Source organism: Methanobrevibacter sp. (genome assembly GCF_017406825.1).
Lineage (GTDB): Archaea > Methanobacteriota > Methanobacteria > Methanobacteriales > Methanobacteriaceae > Methanocatella.
Genome location: NZ_JAFQXT010000011.1, coordinates 1 through 15,681 on the forward strand (window position 1 = coordinate 1; position 15,681 = coordinate 15,681).

At 37.7% G+C, this 15,681-nt stretch carries 14 protein-coding genes; all 14 read right to left on the reverse strand.

Features of this window, described 5'->3' with window-relative positions; translation table 11 throughout:
• Window positions 1-164: 164 nt before the first annotated feature.
• Window positions 165-2,150, reverse strand: coding sequence for a CoB--CoM heterodisulfide reductase iron-sulfur subunit A family protein (locus IJF99_RS01715; protein WP_292791238.1), 1,986 nt, complete (start codon window positions 2,148-2,150; stop codon window positions 165-167).
• A gap of 298 nt (window positions 2,151-2,448) precedes the next feature.
• Window positions 2,449-3,354: an AEC family transporter gene (locus IJF99_RS01720; protein ID WP_292791241.1), complete on the reverse strand. Its 906-nt coding sequence runs from the start codon at window positions 3,352-3,354 to the stop codon at window positions 2,449-2,451.
• 57 nt (window positions 3,355-3,411) lie between these two features.
• Window positions 3,412-4,347: a DNA repair and recombination protein RadA gene (gene radA, locus IJF99_RS01725; RefSeq protein ID WP_292791408.1), complete on the reverse strand. Its 936-nt coding sequence runs from the start codon at window positions 4,345-4,347 to the stop codon at window positions 3,412-3,414.
• 20 nt (window positions 4,348-4,367) lie between these two features.
• Window positions 4,368-6,962: an OB-fold nucleic acid binding domain-containing protein gene (locus IJF99_RS01730; protein ID WP_292791244.1), complete on the reverse strand. Its 2,595-nt coding sequence runs from the start codon at window positions 6,960-6,962 to the stop codon at window positions 4,368-4,370.
• Between the two features lie 151 nt (window positions 6,963-7,113).
• Window positions 7,114-8,517, reverse strand: coding sequence for an undecaprenyl-phosphate glucose phosphotransferase (locus IJF99_RS01735; protein WP_292791247.1), 1,404 nt, complete (start codon window positions 8,515-8,517; stop codon window positions 7,114-7,116).
• A 47-nt stretch (window positions 8,518-8,564) separates the two neighbouring features.
• Entirely contained in the window at window positions 8,565-9,422 is an 858-nt protein-coding gene (locus IJF99_RS01740) for a glycosyltransferase family 2 protein (protein WP_292791250.1), read from the reverse strand.
• Window positions 9,423-9,434: 12 nt separating this feature from the next.
• Complete coding sequence (locus IJF99_RS01745) at window positions 9,435-10,394, reverse strand: glycosyltransferase family 2 protein (protein ID WP_292791253.1); 960 nt, start codon at window positions 10,392-10,394, stop codon at window positions 9,435-9,437.
• A 1-nt stretch (window position 10,395) separates the two neighbouring features.
• A complete protein-coding gene (locus tag IJF99_RS01750) occupies window positions 10,396-11,355 on the reverse strand; it encodes a glycosyltransferase (RefSeq protein ID WP_292791255.1) in 960 nt (319 codons plus the stop codon).
• A 1-nt stretch (window position 11,356) separates the two neighbouring features.
• Window positions 11,357-12,445 carry a CDP-glycerol glycerophosphotransferase family protein gene (locus IJF99_RS01755; protein WP_292791258.1) on the reverse strand — a complete coding sequence of 363 codons (1,089 nt, stop codon included), beginning with the start codon at window positions 12,443-12,445 and terminating at the stop codon, window positions 11,357-11,359.
• A gap of 6 nt (window positions 12,446-12,451) precedes the next feature.
• On the reverse strand, window positions 12,452-12,733 hold the full coding sequence (locus tag IJF99_RS01760) for a hypothetical protein (RefSeq protein WP_292791261.1): 282 nt from the start codon (window positions 12,731-12,733) through the stop codon (window positions 12,452-12,454).
• A 1-nt stretch (window position 12,734) separates the two neighbouring features.
• On the reverse strand, window positions 12,735-13,001 hold the full coding sequence (locus IJF99_RS01765) for a hypothetical protein (protein WP_292791263.1): 267 nt from the start codon (window positions 12,999-13,001) through the stop codon (window positions 12,735-12,737).
• A gap of 222 nt (window positions 13,002-13,223) precedes the next feature.
• Complete coding sequence (gene rfbB, locus IJF99_RS01770; protein ID WP_292791267.1) at window positions 13,224-14,231, reverse strand: dTDP-glucose 4,6-dehydratase; 1,008 nt, start codon at window positions 14,229-14,231, stop codon at window positions 13,224-13,226.
• Window positions 14,232-14,236: 5 nt separating this feature from the next.
• Window positions 14,237-14,797, reverse strand: coding sequence for a dTDP-4-dehydrorhamnose 3,5-epimerase (gene rfbC / locus IJF99_RS01775; RefSeq protein ID WP_292791270.1), 561 nt, complete (start codon window positions 14,795-14,797; stop codon window positions 14,237-14,239).
• 5 nt (window positions 14,798-14,802) lie between these two features.
• The gene (gene rfbA / locus IJF99_RS01780) at window positions 14,803-15,669 is read right to left on the reverse strand and encodes a glucose-1-phosphate thymidylyltransferase RfbA (RefSeq protein WP_292791273.1); all 867 of its coding nucleotides are present in this window, start codon (window positions 15,667-15,669) and stop codon (window positions 14,803-14,805) included.
• Window positions 15,670-15,681: the final 12 nt, after the last annotated feature.

Sequence of the window (15,681 nt, forward strand, 5' to 3'; positions counted from 1 at the left end):
CCATTGTTGAAAGCATCAATATGTATAACAGCACTTTTGGATTATGGTTCATGTAGATTCCTCATTTAATAACAATAGTTATGTAAAAAATAGCATATAAATTTTGAGAAATTCTGAATTTAAAAAAAAAGAAAAAAAAGAAATAGAGAAATTAATCTCTAAATCTATTTACCTAAGTCTTCAAGAGCAGCACTGATTTGTGCCATAATTTGCTCGGTTTTGAAGTGTTGTTGGTTCATTGCACCAGATGGACATGCACCTACACAGGTTCCACATCCTTTACATAATGCGGAGTTGATTTGTGCAAATTCTTTTCCGCCTACACCGGTTGCGATTGAAATAGCGTCGAATGGACATAATTCAACACATACTTGACAAGCACCACAAACGGTTTCGTCGTTGGATGCAATAATAGGTTCGATTTCTACTTCTCCTTTTGCCATTGGGATAGCTGCTCTGGATGCAGCAGCTGAACCTTGTGCTACGGAGTCAGGAATATCCTTAGGACCTTGTGCTACACCAGCAATGTAAACACCGTCAGTTAAGGTGTCAACAGGTCTGAGTTTTGGGTGAGCTTCCATGTAGAATCCGTCTGCAGATCTGGAAAGACCGAGAGTTTGTCTGAGTTCGTCAGATCCTGCAGAGTGTTCGAGACCAACGCTTAATACGACTAAGTCGTAAGTGTATTCGGTTACTTTGCCGAGTAAAGTGTCTTCTGCTCTGATAGTTAAGGTTAAATCATCGTTTTCGAAGATTTGTGCAGGTTTACCTCTGATAAATTCAATACCGTATTTTTCTTGAGATGTTTTGTAGAACTCTTCGTATCCTTTACCGAATGAACGGATATCCATGTAGTAACAGGTTACTTCGGTATCAGGTTCGTGGTCAATACATAATTGAGCGTTTTTCATGGAGTACATACAACATACTCTGGAACAGTATGGTTTACCGATTTGTTCATCTCTTGAACCTACACAGTGGATGAATGCTACACGTTTAGGTTCGATACCGTCGGAAGGTTTTACAACGTGTCCTCCGGTAGGACCGGATGCGTTAATCATCCTTTCAATTTCCATAGCAGTGATTACGTTTGAGAAACGGCCGTATCCGTATTGGTAAATTCCGGATGGGTCGAATGGGTCGTAACCGATAGCAGCAACGATAGTACCAACTTCTAATTCGATGATTTCAGGTTGTTGGTTGTGGTCGATTGCTTCAGGTCCGCATGCCTGTACACATAAGTTACATTCGATACAGTAGTCTTTGTCGATTGTAGCGCATAATGGTACAGCTTGAGGGAATGGGATGTATGCAGCTTTTACCATACCGACACCTTCGTCGTAGTAGTTAGGTATTTCGATAGGACAAGCTTCTTGACAGGATCCACATCCAGTACATAATGCTTCGTCTACGTATCTAGGTTTTTTCTCAACTTTTACAGTGAAGTTTCCGATGAATCCGTCAACTTCTTTAACTTCTGCATAGGAAATCAATTCTATGTTTTCGTGTTTTGCACAGTCTACCATCTTAGGTGCTAAGATACACATTGAACAGTCAAGAGTAGGGAATGTTTTATCTAATTGTCCCATCCTTCCACCGATGGTTGGGTTTCTTTCTACAACGTAGGTTTTGAAGCCCATGTCAGCTAAGTCTAAGGAAGTTTGGATACCAGCGACTCCACCACCGATAACTAATGCTTTGTTATCTACTGCTACTTTGGTAGCTTCTAATGGTTCGAGTAATCTTGCTTTTGCAACAGCCATACGTGTTAAGTCTTTAGCTTTTGCGGTAGCTTCTTCAGGTAAATCCATGTGTACCCAGGAGTCTTGTTCCCTTAAGTTTGCAAATTCAAATAAGAACTTGTTTAATCCAGCTTCTTCTACACATCTACGGAATGTAGGTTCGTGAAGACGAGGGGAACATGCTGCTACAACAATTCTGTTTAAGTTTTTCTCTTTAATGTCCTCTTGGATCATAGCTTGACCAGGGTCGGAACACATGTATTTGTAGTCAGTTGCGTATACAACGTTTGGAAGTGACTTTGCGTATTCAGCAACGTCAGGACAGTCGACTACTCCACCAATGTTCACACCACAGTGACAAACATAGACACCTATCCTAATTTCTTCATTATTTATTTCTTCTGCCATATTAATTCACCTTGTACAAGTCGTGAAAAATATCTAATATATATAAAAAATTGCAATTTTAAAAATAGATATAAATTTTTACATAGTATTAGATATACTAATGTAGTAAATACACATATATAAACTTATTTATAAATCTCTTGGAGTAAAGTTTATATATGAGAAGAGAAAATCTCTTTAAAAATAGCTTTAAATTTCTAACTAAGGCTAAATCTTCATTATTGACTCAAATAAAGTTTAATTTTACTTTTTTTAATAAACGATAAATTTAGGTTAATTTAAATTATTACTTTTTTGGCTAAATTAACATAATTATCACGGGGAGTGTAATCAAAGAGATTACAGTGTTGATCAATATGCAGTCCGAAGTCAGTTCATAGTCAAGCTTGTATGTAATCGAAAGTAACAAGGACATCATCCCGGATGGCATAGCGGCCTCGACAACGCAAACAGTGTGTTGAAGGTCAACCAAACCGATTTTTGAAGCGATGATGAATGCGACGGCCGGGAAAAATGCCAATTTCATGACTGAAGTGAACGCAATCATGAACCTGCTTCTCTTTATTGCCGAAAAGTCAATCGACAAACCCAATGCTATCATGATTAGGGGAATGGCCCCCTGACCCAGATAATTAACTGTATTGTCAACCACAGGCCCTATTGGAATGTTGAAGAAATTAAACCCCAATCCAAGGATAACCGCCCAAAGAGGAGGAAAAAACGAAATTCTTTTAACGGCTGCCTTTGCGGTTCCGCCAAACTTCATTATCAACAGGAATGACAAAATCAAAAAGATGCATAAAGTAGCCATGTCACAAAAGATTGCCCTTAAAAATCCATCCTGTCCAAAAATGCCTAAAGTTACCGGATAACCCATGAAAGCCGTATTGGCAATCATGACAGTAACCAAAACACTCCATAATGTCCTATCATCCAATCCCAATTGTCTTAAAATGAAATATGAAACAATTCCTGTAATGAATGATGAGGCCAAAATAACGAAGGGAAGAATACTTAATTTCGAAAGCAATGACAGGTCCGCCGAGTAGATTGCATGAAAAATCATGCAGGGCATTAGAATGTACATTACTATCTTATTGAAGGGATCAATGTCTTTTTCGCTTAAAAAATCTATTCTTTTAAGGAAATATCCGATTCCAATCATTATGATGATTGACAAAATAGTAATCTCAATAGCATTCATTAAATGTTAATTTAGTAAAAAAAGTATAAAAAAGTTAAGAAAAAAAAGAAAATAAAATTAACTAACGATACCTTCGCTAGTAATTTTAAATACGCATTCGCCTTCAGGCAAATGAGGAGAATCCACTAAACGTGCAATCCTTTTTCCGGCCAAACCTTTTTTAAGCCAAATCCTGTAAGTGGATGCGTGACCTAAAACGTGACCGCCGATAGCCTTTGTAGGGCTTCCGAAGAATGAATCAGGTTTAGCTTGAACCTGGTTAGTTAAAAATATTGCAACATTGTAGGTGTTTGCAATTTGTTGAAGTGAATGCAAATGTTGGTTTAATTTTTGTTGCCTTACGGCAAGAGATTCCCTTCCGACATATTCCGCTCTGAAGTGAGCCATTAATGAATCAACAATGACCAATTTAACATTGACTCCGCTTTGAATGAGTTCATTGATCTTATCGACCATCAGGATTTGATGGGCTGAATTGAATGCGCGTGCCACATGAATTCTGCTTAAAACCTGCTCGGTGTCAAGTTCAAATCCTTCTGCAATTTGTCTAACCCTTTCAGGACGGAAAGTGTTTTCAGTGTCGACGAATACGCATTCGCCTTCAAGACCGCCAAGTTCTTTTGGTAATTGAACAGTAACAGCTAATTCGTGGGAAATTTGACTTTTACCTGATCCGAATTCACCGAATACTTCAGTGATTGACTGGGTTTCGATTCCTCCACCGATCAAGTCGTTGAATTCCTGACTTCCGACAGTGATGTGTCCTACGTCTTTTCTTCTTTCATCTACTTCCAATGCTGTTTCGAAAGTAATGTTTTCAGCTCTACGTGCAGCTTCAATAACTTTTTCCGCAACACCTTCGCCTATTTCCGCTTTGACTGATAATTCCTTTGGAGTAGCAGTGGCTAATCTCATCATATCAGCAAAACCTGCGTCTTTCAATTTTTCTGCTGTTTTTTCACCAACACCTGGTAAATCTGCTAATTCTACCATAATAATCATTCCTCACTTGTTTAATAGTATTTTTTTAATAGTTTTTTAGGATTTAACCTGCTAGTTTCATAATATTGATCAAAGCTAACATTAGCAATAAATTCAATAGTTTGATTTACTAAATCTTCAATTTTATCTTCAATTCCATAACCGTCGGCAATTGCATTGACAATTTCATCAGTCTTCATGCCTATGAGTTCTTCAGCCAAATTGCCGAAGAATGTAGCTTGAATTTCGGTTCCATCTGAAACGGTTGTAGGAATCATGAGTGTGTACCTCGGTTCATCAAAGACATGTCCGCAGTTGTCGCAAATGTATTCATCTTCTCCTTCCTCAACACCCGCACCGCAATTAGGACATTTTGCGAGTAGGTTCCTGTTAGTTGACACCTCTATAATCTCAGCAGTGATGTGTACATTGGTATCATCCTCTGACAATGATTCTATGGATTTGGATACGAAAATCATCTCCATCAGTTCATCCGGAGAAGGTAATTTTTCCAATTCTGTTTCGCTAGGATCCAATAATGTAGTGGCGCTTGATACACTGGCTTCAATACGGTTATCCATATCTAAAGTTAAACGAGGGTTCTTGATTTTGAGCGCTTGACCTAATTCATATTCTTTTTTGGCGTCGTCATTCCATAAAACAACCCTGAGTGAACCTGTGTCATCGGCTATCTCAATATTTCTAACATGACCTTCATCGCCGTTGTCTCTGTCAAATTTGCGCACCTCATTCAAATCGATGATTCTTCCAATGATGATTGTGTCCTGCTCATCCTCATCCAAATCGGAAATCTTTTTGTAGTCATAAAGGGCTTTTTCCAATGTTTCTAATTTAGGGATAAACATGGCAGATGCTTCTTCTTCTGACAATCTGATAATTCTTGAACCACCGCCAACATTTAAATCAACACTGTACATTCCTAGTCTTGATCTTGCATTTTCAATTCTGTAAGCTTCGCCTACACCATAATCCCCTTGAGCTTTTTCATTCCAGAATGATAATCTGACTTTGCCTGATTCATCAGCAATCATTGCAGAACGGACCATTCCAACTTCACCTGTGTCGCGTTGGAATTCTCTAGGGTCTTCAACAGATAAGATTCTGCCGATTATGTCTATTTCTATGCCGTCATCATCCATTAACTCTACTTCACCGATAGGGGTTGGGTGTAACTCTTCTCTTAATGAATTCAATTCATCCAATTCTTCAACAGACAAGTTTTGTGGATTAATTGTAATTTGAGTATTAAAATTAGTATTCATGGAGTATTGACTTTGAGTATATTCATCATAGCGAACGTCTCCTCCTATGATTTTGATTATGTCACCTTTATTGATTGGCAGTCCGGTGTCATCTCCCCAAACTGTCACTCTAATTTCGCCGGTTGTGTCTCTGACGTCAAAGTTTCTTAGCTTTCCTTCGGTGTTGTCGGTTTTTCTTGTGAATAATTTAATGTCCTGAAGTCTTGAAACAATACCTATGATGGAAACATCCCTTTGCTCACTTAAATCTCCGATTGGTGTGAATTCCTGGACGATTTCGGGAACGTCATAATCTCCTTTGATGATTCTTCCATCCCAGTGTGTCAGTGTTATTTCATTTTCTCCGTCACGATTTGGTCTTTCCCTTGCTTGTGCCTGAAGGATTTTAACTGTATCGCCGTCTTCAAGTCCCAATTCATCGATCAGTTCGACGTTTTTATTCCATAATGTATAAGAGATTTGTCCTGAACCGTCCTGCAATTCAAGTGATGCAACTTTTCCTTCTTTTCCATTTTTCTCATAACTTCTTATAGTTGGGATTCTGAGAATTCTGGCGATTATATTGACTTTAGTTTCAGGCTCGATGTCTGAAATATTTGTTATTTCCTCTTCGTAAGCAGGGTATTTGGAAGGGTCTTCCTCCAGTTTGATTACAACGGACCTTGGTCTTAGATTGGCTTCGAGTCCTGAGTATCCCTCTTTAATATCAACTTCTTTAATTTGTATGATGTCCCCTTCTTCGACATGTCTCAGCAATTTAATGTTCTGAGTCCAGAAAACCGCTCTAATTTGGCCGGTATTGTCCTTTAACTCGACATTGCAGACTTCGCCGCTTGTACCTTTACGGGTTTTGAAGGACCTTTTATTTGAAATTGAAACTACTCTTCCTGAAATGGTAACGTCCCTGCTGCCTTTTTCCAGCTTATCTATGGTGTCGATATTGTATTCTGGTTTTTCGGAAACGACTTCAACTTCATCGGTGACCAATTCGCCTACAACCATATCGGCTAAACTGACATCGGTCATGAACGGGTTTTCAATTTCCTTTTGTCTGAACTGTTCCATTCTTGTGAAAAATTCTTCTTCTGAAATTTGATTTTTGACTTTATCATATCTTTCCTGAAGGTCCTCAGTCATTGTAAATGACCCTTCTTCAATTTTATTGTCGAAGATGTCTGTATCCATGCCTTTATAATTTTGAACTACCATTTGAGCAGCTCCAAAATCATCGATGAAGTCTATTTCATCGTTATCGGACTTTATTTTCTCCAATTCTGCTAAGAACTCTTCTTGTGAAAGTATATCTTTAACTTTTTCGTATTCTTCTAAAATTTTTTCTTGCATACCAAACCCCTCATAGAAAAGTTAATTATAATTTTATAATCATAGTGTATATAAAGTATTAGAGAGAGCATTTGAAAAGTATTCCCAACTGATATTATCAAAAAAATTTAATATAAATATTGGCAAAGTGCACAAATGTGAAAATGCACAGTTAATATGCATTCGGATTTTTCTTTAAAGTGGTTTTAATCATGATCCCCAAATCCAAACCCATGTGCCAGTTTTCCACATACTCTATATCATATTCTATACGTTTTCTTATTGAAGTATCGCCACGGCATCCATGAATCTGGGCCCATCCTGTCAAGCCGGGTTTCACCTGATGCTTAACCATATATTTGGGAATTGTTTCCCTGAACTGCTCCACGAAAAATGGCCTTTCAGGTCTTGGACCGACAACGCTCATATCGCCTTTTAAAACGTTGAAAAATTGCGGCAATTCATCAATGCTTGTTCTTCTGATTAAATCTCCCACTCTGGTTTTTCTTGGATCGTCACGTGTAGTCCATTCTGATTTTTCCTCATTAGGGTCCTGTACTTTCATACTGCGGAACTTATACATCATGAATGTCTTACCATGATAGCCCATTCTTTCCTGTTTGAAGATTATAGGGCCTGGAGATGTTAATTTAATAGCAATAGCTGTAATAATCATGATTGGTGAGGTTATAATGATTGCTATTATTGATATAATGTAATCAGAAGCGTATTTGATGAATTTATTGAAATTATCATCCAAAGGAACATAACGGATATTAATGATCGGAATGTCTTCAATCATGTCCACTGACGGCTGTGCCGGGAAGTATCTGATATAGTCCGGAATGATTTCCGCCTTGATTCCTACTCTTTCACAACTCTCCACTAGTTCATTGATTTTATAATAATATTTCAAAGGAATGGCTAAAACAACCCTATCATAATCGTTATTTTCCAGAACCTTATCTATGTCTTTAAATGGAGCTATGATTTTGCTTCCTTCGATTTCTCTTCCCACATGGTCTGCCCTTCCCAAAAATCCGCTGACAACAAAACCCAGGTATGGGTTGGCGCGGATCTTACGGGCGAATGTGAATGCCAAATCGTTGTCCCCGACAATCAGGATATGCTTTAGGTTTTTGTTGTTGACTCTTAAATTCTTTAGAATGCTTCTAACTATGAACCTCTCAATTATTCCGAAGAATGTGGCTATGACTGCAAGCAGGAACAGCATGATTCTTGAGAAGTTAGGCTGATTTATGATGAACAGTATTGAAACCAGAACAAAGAATGCGAGAATGTTAACCTTTATTATTTGTGTAGCTTCCGAAAACAGATTTTTATAAGTTCTGCGTGGTTTATATAGACCAAACCCGAAGTATAATATCAGATAAACAGGAATGACAGCCAAAACTAAAAATAGAAGGTAACTGAAAAAGCCCAAATGTCCTCCGATAGGTCCGAATAAAGTGGTTTTAAACCTTAACCAGAAAGAGCATACGAGTGATAGAATAATGACTAGAACGTCAATTAATACCAATAAAATATTCAATGCCCTTTGATTTTCCTTTATCATAATAACTACCTAAACTAGTTTATTATATATATTAAGTTAATTTATTATTAACTTTTCTTTTTAAACAAATTTAAAAACAGTTTTAAAACACATAAAAGGGCAATTCCCAAATATACTATCCAGTTAACAAGGAAAAACGATTCTTTTGAATGGTGTTTTTTATAATAAACATACATTGCACGGTAAAATTCATATATCAACTTGGATTTTTGTTTTTTGCTGCTTGCACCTTTCAGGTGGGTGATTTTTGATTTTCCGTAATAGATTATTTTCCAGCCGGATTTTTTGATGCGGTAACACAAATCGATGTCCTCGCCGTACATGAAAAATGTCTCATCCAAAAAGCCTGCCATGTCAAGAGCTTCCTTTCTCATGAACATGAAAGCGCCCGTTAGGCAATCGATTTCATAGACCTCATCGTCCGGCAAATCCGTTAAATTATAATTGTCGTCCTTGCTTTTTGTTGGAATATGGAACAATCTGAAAAATGAGTTTTTGACGTTGGGAAAAGATCTCTTGCATGCCTTGTCAAGCTCGCCGTTTTCCAGAAGAACCCTGCAGCCGCACGCGCCAACATCAGGATTGCTTTCCATGTAGTTATAGATGTCTTCCAAGGTTTTTTCCCAAACAATAGTGTCTGAATTTAAAAGAAGCTGATATTTACCTGTGGCTAGTCTTAAAGCCTGATTGTTTCCGGCTGCAAAACCGTTGTTCTGTTTGGATGCAATGAATTTGACTTTGTCACCGAAATAATCCCTTAATCTGGCCAAACTATCGTCTGCAGATGCGTTGTCCACTACAAATATCTCAAAACTGAATGGATAATCATAATCCAGAATGGAGTTGACCGTGTTTTTAGTTAACTCGAAGGTCTGATAGTTTACAATAACAACTGAAAGGTCCATGAAACTCACTGATTATTTTTTTAGAAATTTAAGGGTGTTAATAATTAATCTGTATTCGATTTTAAAATAATTTTTTGTATTTTTGGATTCGAACTTTACCTTTTCGATTTTGCTCCTTGAGGAGAGGCCTTCGCGAATGCCTGACAGGTAAACCGGACCAAATCCTTTCTTTAAAAAGAATAAATATTTGATTAAAAAACCTAAAAACAGGAATATGAAGTTAACAATCTTCATTGGAATGGGAATATTCTTATAAACAACCCAAACATTGTTTCTGGCCGCTAAACGAACTTTAAAATCATTGTGGCGGCTTCCGCTTGTTGCACTTCCAATATGATATACGACAGCTTGGGGACATAAGAGATTCATATAGCCGTTGATTTTTGACCTTACTGCCAAATCCACATCCTCCATATAGGCAAAGAAGTTGTCGTCGAACATCCCTATCTCTTCGAGGAGCGATTTTTTATACATTGCGGCTCCGGCACAGGCAGAAAATATTTCGCGGACTTCAATATATTCATCGGAATTGTGATTTTCGCCTGTCTTTTTAGTCCAGGCCAGCAAATTGTATTCGTCTCCAACGTCATCGATTAATTCCTTGTTGTCGTATTGAAGCATCTTTGCCTGAAGTGAAAATATCCTGTCATCGCTAGAGATCAAATCAACCAATGCCTTAATGGAGCCCTTTTTAACTTCAGTGTCATTATTTAAAGAAAAGATGTATTCATATTGCGCTTCATTAATCCCCTGATTGACCGCCGGGGAAAAACCTACATTCTCCTTGTTTTCGATTAGCCTGACGGGAAAGTCAAAGGATCTGCTTTTAATGTATTCCTTGCTGTTGTCGGTTGATCCATTATCGACTATGATAACCTCGCCTATGCATTCCGAATCTCTGTTAAGTGACTCGAAATATGTTTTCAGGAATCTTTCTCCGTTATAATTGGGTGTTACGACTGAAACTTTCATGTTAATCAATTGAATTTTTAAGTTTTCTCCATATCTTATAGTATAACTTTGGATTTAATAAGAATAACCTTATCTTTAATTTGAATTTGGCATCTCCCCTGAATCTGGACATCTTTTCAAGCAGGTCCAACTCCTTCATCTTACCCAGCACCTCGTCGAAGTCATAGCCGCTGTAAAAAAAGAAGTTCATGTTTGCGAATATCGCCTTTGGAATTCTGGAAGTGATTATCAAATCTGCAAACTCGGGCTTGTTGTTTTTCCTGTAAAATTCTGCCAAGCCTTCAAATATCCTGACAATGTCAAAACGCCTGTATTCAGTCATTTTGATTGCGGAATCTTCGTGTTGGACATAATAATAGGTCACTTCATTGTTGATGGCTATTTCATCACCATGATTCAATGCCTTGTGGGCGAATTCCGTATCTTCGCCGTAGACCGTGCCTGGGGTGAATCTGATGTTGTTGTCCTTGATTATGTCGGATCTATACATTAACTGGAAGAAATTGAATGTTATCTGCATCTTCAATTCCATTTCAATAAAATCATGAGCGGAAATCACATCCTGCGGATAGGTATCCAAACTGACTAATTTATCGCCTTCCTTTTTGGCGTATAATGTTAGGCTGAAATCGGTTTTGCCGTTATAAAGGCTGGACAAATGCCTTTTTGATATGTAGTCGTCCGCATCCACAAAAGCAAGGTATTGCCCTTCGGCCGCATCGATTCCTGCATTTCTTGCTACGCTGACTCCGGCATTTTCCTGGTGGATTATCTTATGGGGTATGTTGCAGCCGGCCAAACAGCGGTTTATTATTTCAAGGCTGTCGTCGGTTGAGCCGTCATCGACAACTATTATTTCAAAACCATCAAAATCCTGACTGATTATTGAATCTAAGGTTTTACTTATATACTGTGAAGCGTTGTAGACGGGAACGATTACGCTCACTTTAAAATTATCCATTTTACCTTCCTCCATTCAACAGGTAATCAACGATTCTTTGAGATGAATGGCCGTCTATTTCATCAAATTGCGTCTTGACAAATTCCGAAATCCTGCTTTTATCAAAGCCGTCATTTTTTATCACGTCAATCAGCCCATCGGATGAGTGGACGATGGGTCCAGGAACTGTAGTTTTAAAATCATAATAAAATCCGCGTTCATTAGCCAGATAATAATCCAGATCATATGTGAAAAATACGGTAGGCTTATTCAAAGCGGAAAATTCAATCATTATTGATGAATAATCGGTTATTAGAATATCGCTTATAAGCATCAGCTCCTGTTCGCTTTCAAAATCACTGACATCAATATATTGGCCATCTGATGAAATGTCGCGTTTATAGAAGTCCTTGATTTTCGGATGAAGCCTCAGGGCCAGAACATATTCGGACCCCAATTCCCGATTGAACTTATCCAAATCAAGATAATCGAATACATTGTTATATCTTTCCTCATCCCTGAAAGTCGGAGCATAAAGAATTATTTTCTTATCCGAAGAAACACCGTATTTTTTGAAAAAATCCTGTCTTAGCCTATCCGTGTCATGGTCCTCAAAGTAATAATCCATCCTTGGAAGGCCTAAAGGCTTGATCTTATCTTCGGGCATTTGGAATGCTTCGCTATAATATCCGATAATGTTTTTGGAAGTGACGATCAGATAATCTGTCTTTTGAGAGATTTTGCCTAAAATTTCCCTGCTTTCAAAATCAACAGACCCGCCGAATTTTTTTGAAGCTCCCGGAGCATGCCATAACTGCACTATGCAATTTTCAGGTTTGAATTCCATGAATGCAAGGGGAAAAAAGTTGTCATTCAGGAAAATGTATCTGGAGCTTGATAATTTTTTAAAGCTGTCGGGGGACAGCTTGTCTTTGTAAAAAAAGTGGAACTCGAAATCTCCTCTTTTCTCAAATTCCTTTTTGATATAATCCAAATTTCCTTTAAATGACTCTCCAGAATCAATTATAAAAGAAACTCTTTTCTCTTCAATGTTGTTGCGTTTAAACAGTTTAAAAATTAAACCATAAACCTTATGCTTTAAATATGACATGGTAATCTAATGGAAAAATGCTAAAATTCCAGGAAGTGACTCGAGCATTGCTTGGAGACCCAAAATGAAAATGGCCAAACCGCCGATGAAATTAATGTATCTTGCATATTTCATTGCAAATCTTGTACCAAAGGTTCCAATCAGCAACCAGCAGAGTACAGCAATAAAACTCAAAATCGCCAGAGTTACTGGATCAACTGCGGCTGCAACACCCTGAGCTGCTAAAATTAGGTTTTCGATGTTTCCAAAAATCAATAATGGTAAAAAATGCCTAATTTCAGGATCCATACTATTCACCTCTGATAGAAGCAATCATTGCCTGGGCTCCTAAAATGAAAATGGCCAATCCTCCAATGAAATCAATGAAATCAACATATTCTATAAAAGTTTGTGTTCCTAAAGTTCCGATAAGCAACCAAAAAGCCACACAAAAAAAACTTGCAATACCTAATTTAAGTGGATTGACACCAGCTACAACACCTTGGGAAGATAAAACCAAGTTTTCAATATTTCCGAATATAATAAGTCCCACAAAAGGCAAATATTGCTCCAACATCCAATCACCATTTTCCCAAAATTAATTTAAATTTATCTACATTTAAGATTAAATAATAATAATATATAAAATTATCCTTATTCGAATGAAATTTTAAAAAAATTATTCTGAAAAACTGTCATTAAAATAAAGCAAAATATAAAAATAATTTAATAAAATTTTTAAAAATAATGAATAAATTGAACATTATACAACAAAGAGGTATGTTTCAAGTGTAAAATATTATCTGTTGGAATACATTTTTTCATAGTACTGCTGATATTGTCCGCTTTTTACATTACTAATCCAATCCTGATTGTCAAGATACCACTGGATTGTTTCGCTGATGCCTGTTTCAAAACTATATTCAGGCATCCATCCCAATTCTTCCTTAATCTTTGTTGAATCAATAGCATAACGCCTATCATGACCTAAACGGTCAGTTACAAATTCTATTAATGATTCGTCCTTATTCAACGTTTCAAGAATTAATTTAACAATGTTGATGTTTTCCTTTTCATTGTTTCCGCCAATGTTATAAACTTCGCCCGGTTTTCCATCATGCAAAACCATGTCAATTGCGGTGCAGTGGTCATGCACATGCAGCCAATCGCGAATATTTTTTCCATCGCCGTAAACCGGCAATTTTTTATCTTCCAATGCATTGGAAATCATCAGAGGCATCAATTTTTCAGGGAATTGGTACGGACCATAATTGTTTGAACATCGGGTAATATTTACAGGCAAGTCAAAAGTTTCAAAGTAGGCTCTTGTGATTAAATCCCCACCTGCTTTGGAAGCTGAATATGGACTGTTAGGCTGTAAAGGAGTTGTTTCCTTGAAATATCCTGTTTTGCCAAGAGTTCCATAAACCTCATCGGTTGAAATCTGGATGTACTTGTCAACGCCGTGTTCCTTTGCCGCGTTCAAAAGCACCTGTGTTCCGAGGACATTTGACTTGATGAATATTTCCGGATCCTCAATGCTTCTGTCAACATGGCTTTCGGCGGCAAAGTTGATTACATAATCGGATTTTTTAACAAGCTCATCAACAACGCTTTTATCCCTAATATTGCCTTTGACAAAAGTGTAATTATCTTTATCCTCAATGTCTCTTAAGTTTTCAAGATTTCCGCAGTATGTAAGTGCGTCCAGATTGATGATATGGTAATCTGAGTATTTGTTTACCATGTACCTTACAAAATTGCTTCCAATAAAGCCTGCTCCGCCTGTAACTAAAATGTTTGTCATGACACTCACCAATATTTAATTTGAGATTCCTTAAGGGGCTTCAATTCCCTGTCCTTATCCGATAAGATTATCTCGTCTATTTCATCCAACGGCCAGTCAATGGCTATGTCCTTATCGTTCCATATTATTCCGCTTTCATCTTCCCCATGATAGAATTCCGTACACTTATATAGGAATTCGGCTTCATCAGACAATACCAGAAAGCCGTGGGCAAATTTCGGAGGAATGTATAGTTGCCTTTTATTGTCTTCGGACAATATTTCGCCATGCCATTTGCCGTAGGTCGGGGAATCCCCTCTCAAATCAACGCCAACATCGAAAACCTTTCCTTTAATGACGCGTACGAGTTTCCCCTGAGGATAATTCAGCTGTAAATGCAGGCCTCTCAATACGCCTTTTGTAGATTTTGATTGGTTATCCTGAACAAAATTTAAATCGTGGCCGGCCTGTTTAAATTCATTTTCCTGGTAGGTTTCCATGAAGTATCCCCTGTTATCTTCAAAAACTGTGGGTTCAACTACGAACATGTCCTTGATTCCGGTTTCAATGAATTTAAATTTGCCCATCAAAATCACCTTTCAGCTAAGTTAAATAAGTATTCTCCATAGTCTGTCTTTTCAAGTTCTTTGGCTGTTTTCAATAGCTGTTCCTTGCCTATGTATCCTTTAAGATATGCAATCTCTTCAAGACATGCGATGTATAGGCTTTGCCTTTTTTGAACTGTTTCGATGAAGTTTGCAGCCTCAAGAAGTCCTTCATGTGTTCCGGTGTCCAACCATGCCATTCCACGGCCCAACAACTCTACCTTAAGGTTTCCGCGTTTTAAATACTCTTCATTTATTGAGGTGATTTCAACTTCGCCTCTTTGTGAAGGTTTAACTTTTTTGGCTATTTCGATTACGTCGTTATCATAGAAATAAAGTCCCGGCACAACATAGTTTGATTTCGGTTTTTCGGGTTTTTCCTCAATTGACAACACGTTCCATTCCTCATCAAATTCAACGACCCCAAAGGCCTCAGGATTGTTTGTATAATAGCCAAATACGATAGCTCCTTTGTCAAGTTCAGTTGCCCTTTCAAGGATTTCGGTGAATCTGTGTCCATGGAAAATGTTGTCGCCCAAAATGAGCGCCACATTATCGTCGCCGATGAAATCCTCACCTACGATAAAGGCTTCGGCAAGCCCATTCGGATTTTCCTGAACCGCATATTCAAACTTAATGCCCAACTTTGAACCGTCTCCCAGCAAGTCCCTGAACATCGGCAAGTCTCTAGGAGTTGAAATAATTAAAATCTCTTTGATTCCAGCTAGCATTAAAACTGAAATAGGATAATAAATCATCGGTTTGTCATAAAGCGGCAGCAATTGTTTTGAAATAACCTTGGTGATAGGATACAAACGAGTCCCGGATCCGCCAGCCAACACTATACCTTTCATGATATCACTTTT

Coding starts and splice junctions, on each gene's coding strand:
- IJF99_RS01715 (WP_292791238.1), bottom strand. CDS start 2,150: ATGGCAGAAGAAATAAATAATGAAGAAATTAGGATAGGTGTCTATGTT.
- IJF99_RS01720 (WP_292791241.1), bottom strand. CDS start 3,354: ATGAATGCTATTGAGATTACTATTTTGTCAATCATCATAATGATTGGA.
- radA (WP_292791408.1), bottom strand. CDS start 4,347: ATGGTAGAATTAGCAGATTTACCAGGTGTTGGTGAAAAAACAGCAGAA.
- IJF99_RS01730 (WP_292791244.1), bottom strand. CDS start 6,962: ATGCAAGAAAAAATTTTAGAAGAATACGAAAAAGTTAAAGATATACTT.
- IJF99_RS01735 (WP_292791247.1), bottom strand. CDS start 8,517: ATGATAAAGGAAAATCAAAGGGCATTGAATATTTTATTGGTATTAATT.
- IJF99_RS01740 (WP_292791250.1), bottom strand. CDS start 9,422: ATGGACCTTTCAGTTGTTATTGTAAACTATCAGACCTTCGAGTTAACT.
- IJF99_RS01745 (WP_292791253.1), bottom strand. CDS start 10,394: ATGAAAGTTTCAGTCGTAACACCCAATTATAACGGAGAAAGATTCCTG.
- IJF99_RS01750 (WP_292791255.1), bottom strand. CDS start 11,355: ATGGATAATTTTAAAGTGAGCGTAATCGTTCCCGTCTACAACGCTTCA.
- IJF99_RS01755 (WP_292791258.1), bottom strand. CDS start 12,445: ATGTCATATTTAAAGCATAAGGTTTATGGTTTAATTTTTAAACTGTTT.
- IJF99_RS01760 (WP_292791261.1), bottom strand. CDS start 12,733: ATGGATCCTGAAATTAGGCATTTTTTACCATTATTGATTTTTGGAAAC.
- IJF99_RS01765 (WP_292791263.1), bottom strand. CDS start 13,001: ATGTTGGAGCAATATTTGCCTTTTGTGGGACTTATTATATTCGGAAAT.
- rfbB (WP_292791267.1), bottom strand. CDS start 14,231: ATGACAAACATTTTAGTTACAGGCGGAGCAGGCTTTATTGGAAGCAAT.
- rfbC (WP_292791270.1), bottom strand. CDS start 14,797: ATGGGCAAATTTAAATTCATTGAAACCGGAATCAAGGACATGTTCGTA.
- rfbA (WP_292791273.1), bottom strand. CDS start 15,669: ATGAAAGGTATAGTGTTGGCTGGCGGATCCGGGACTCGTTTGTATCCT.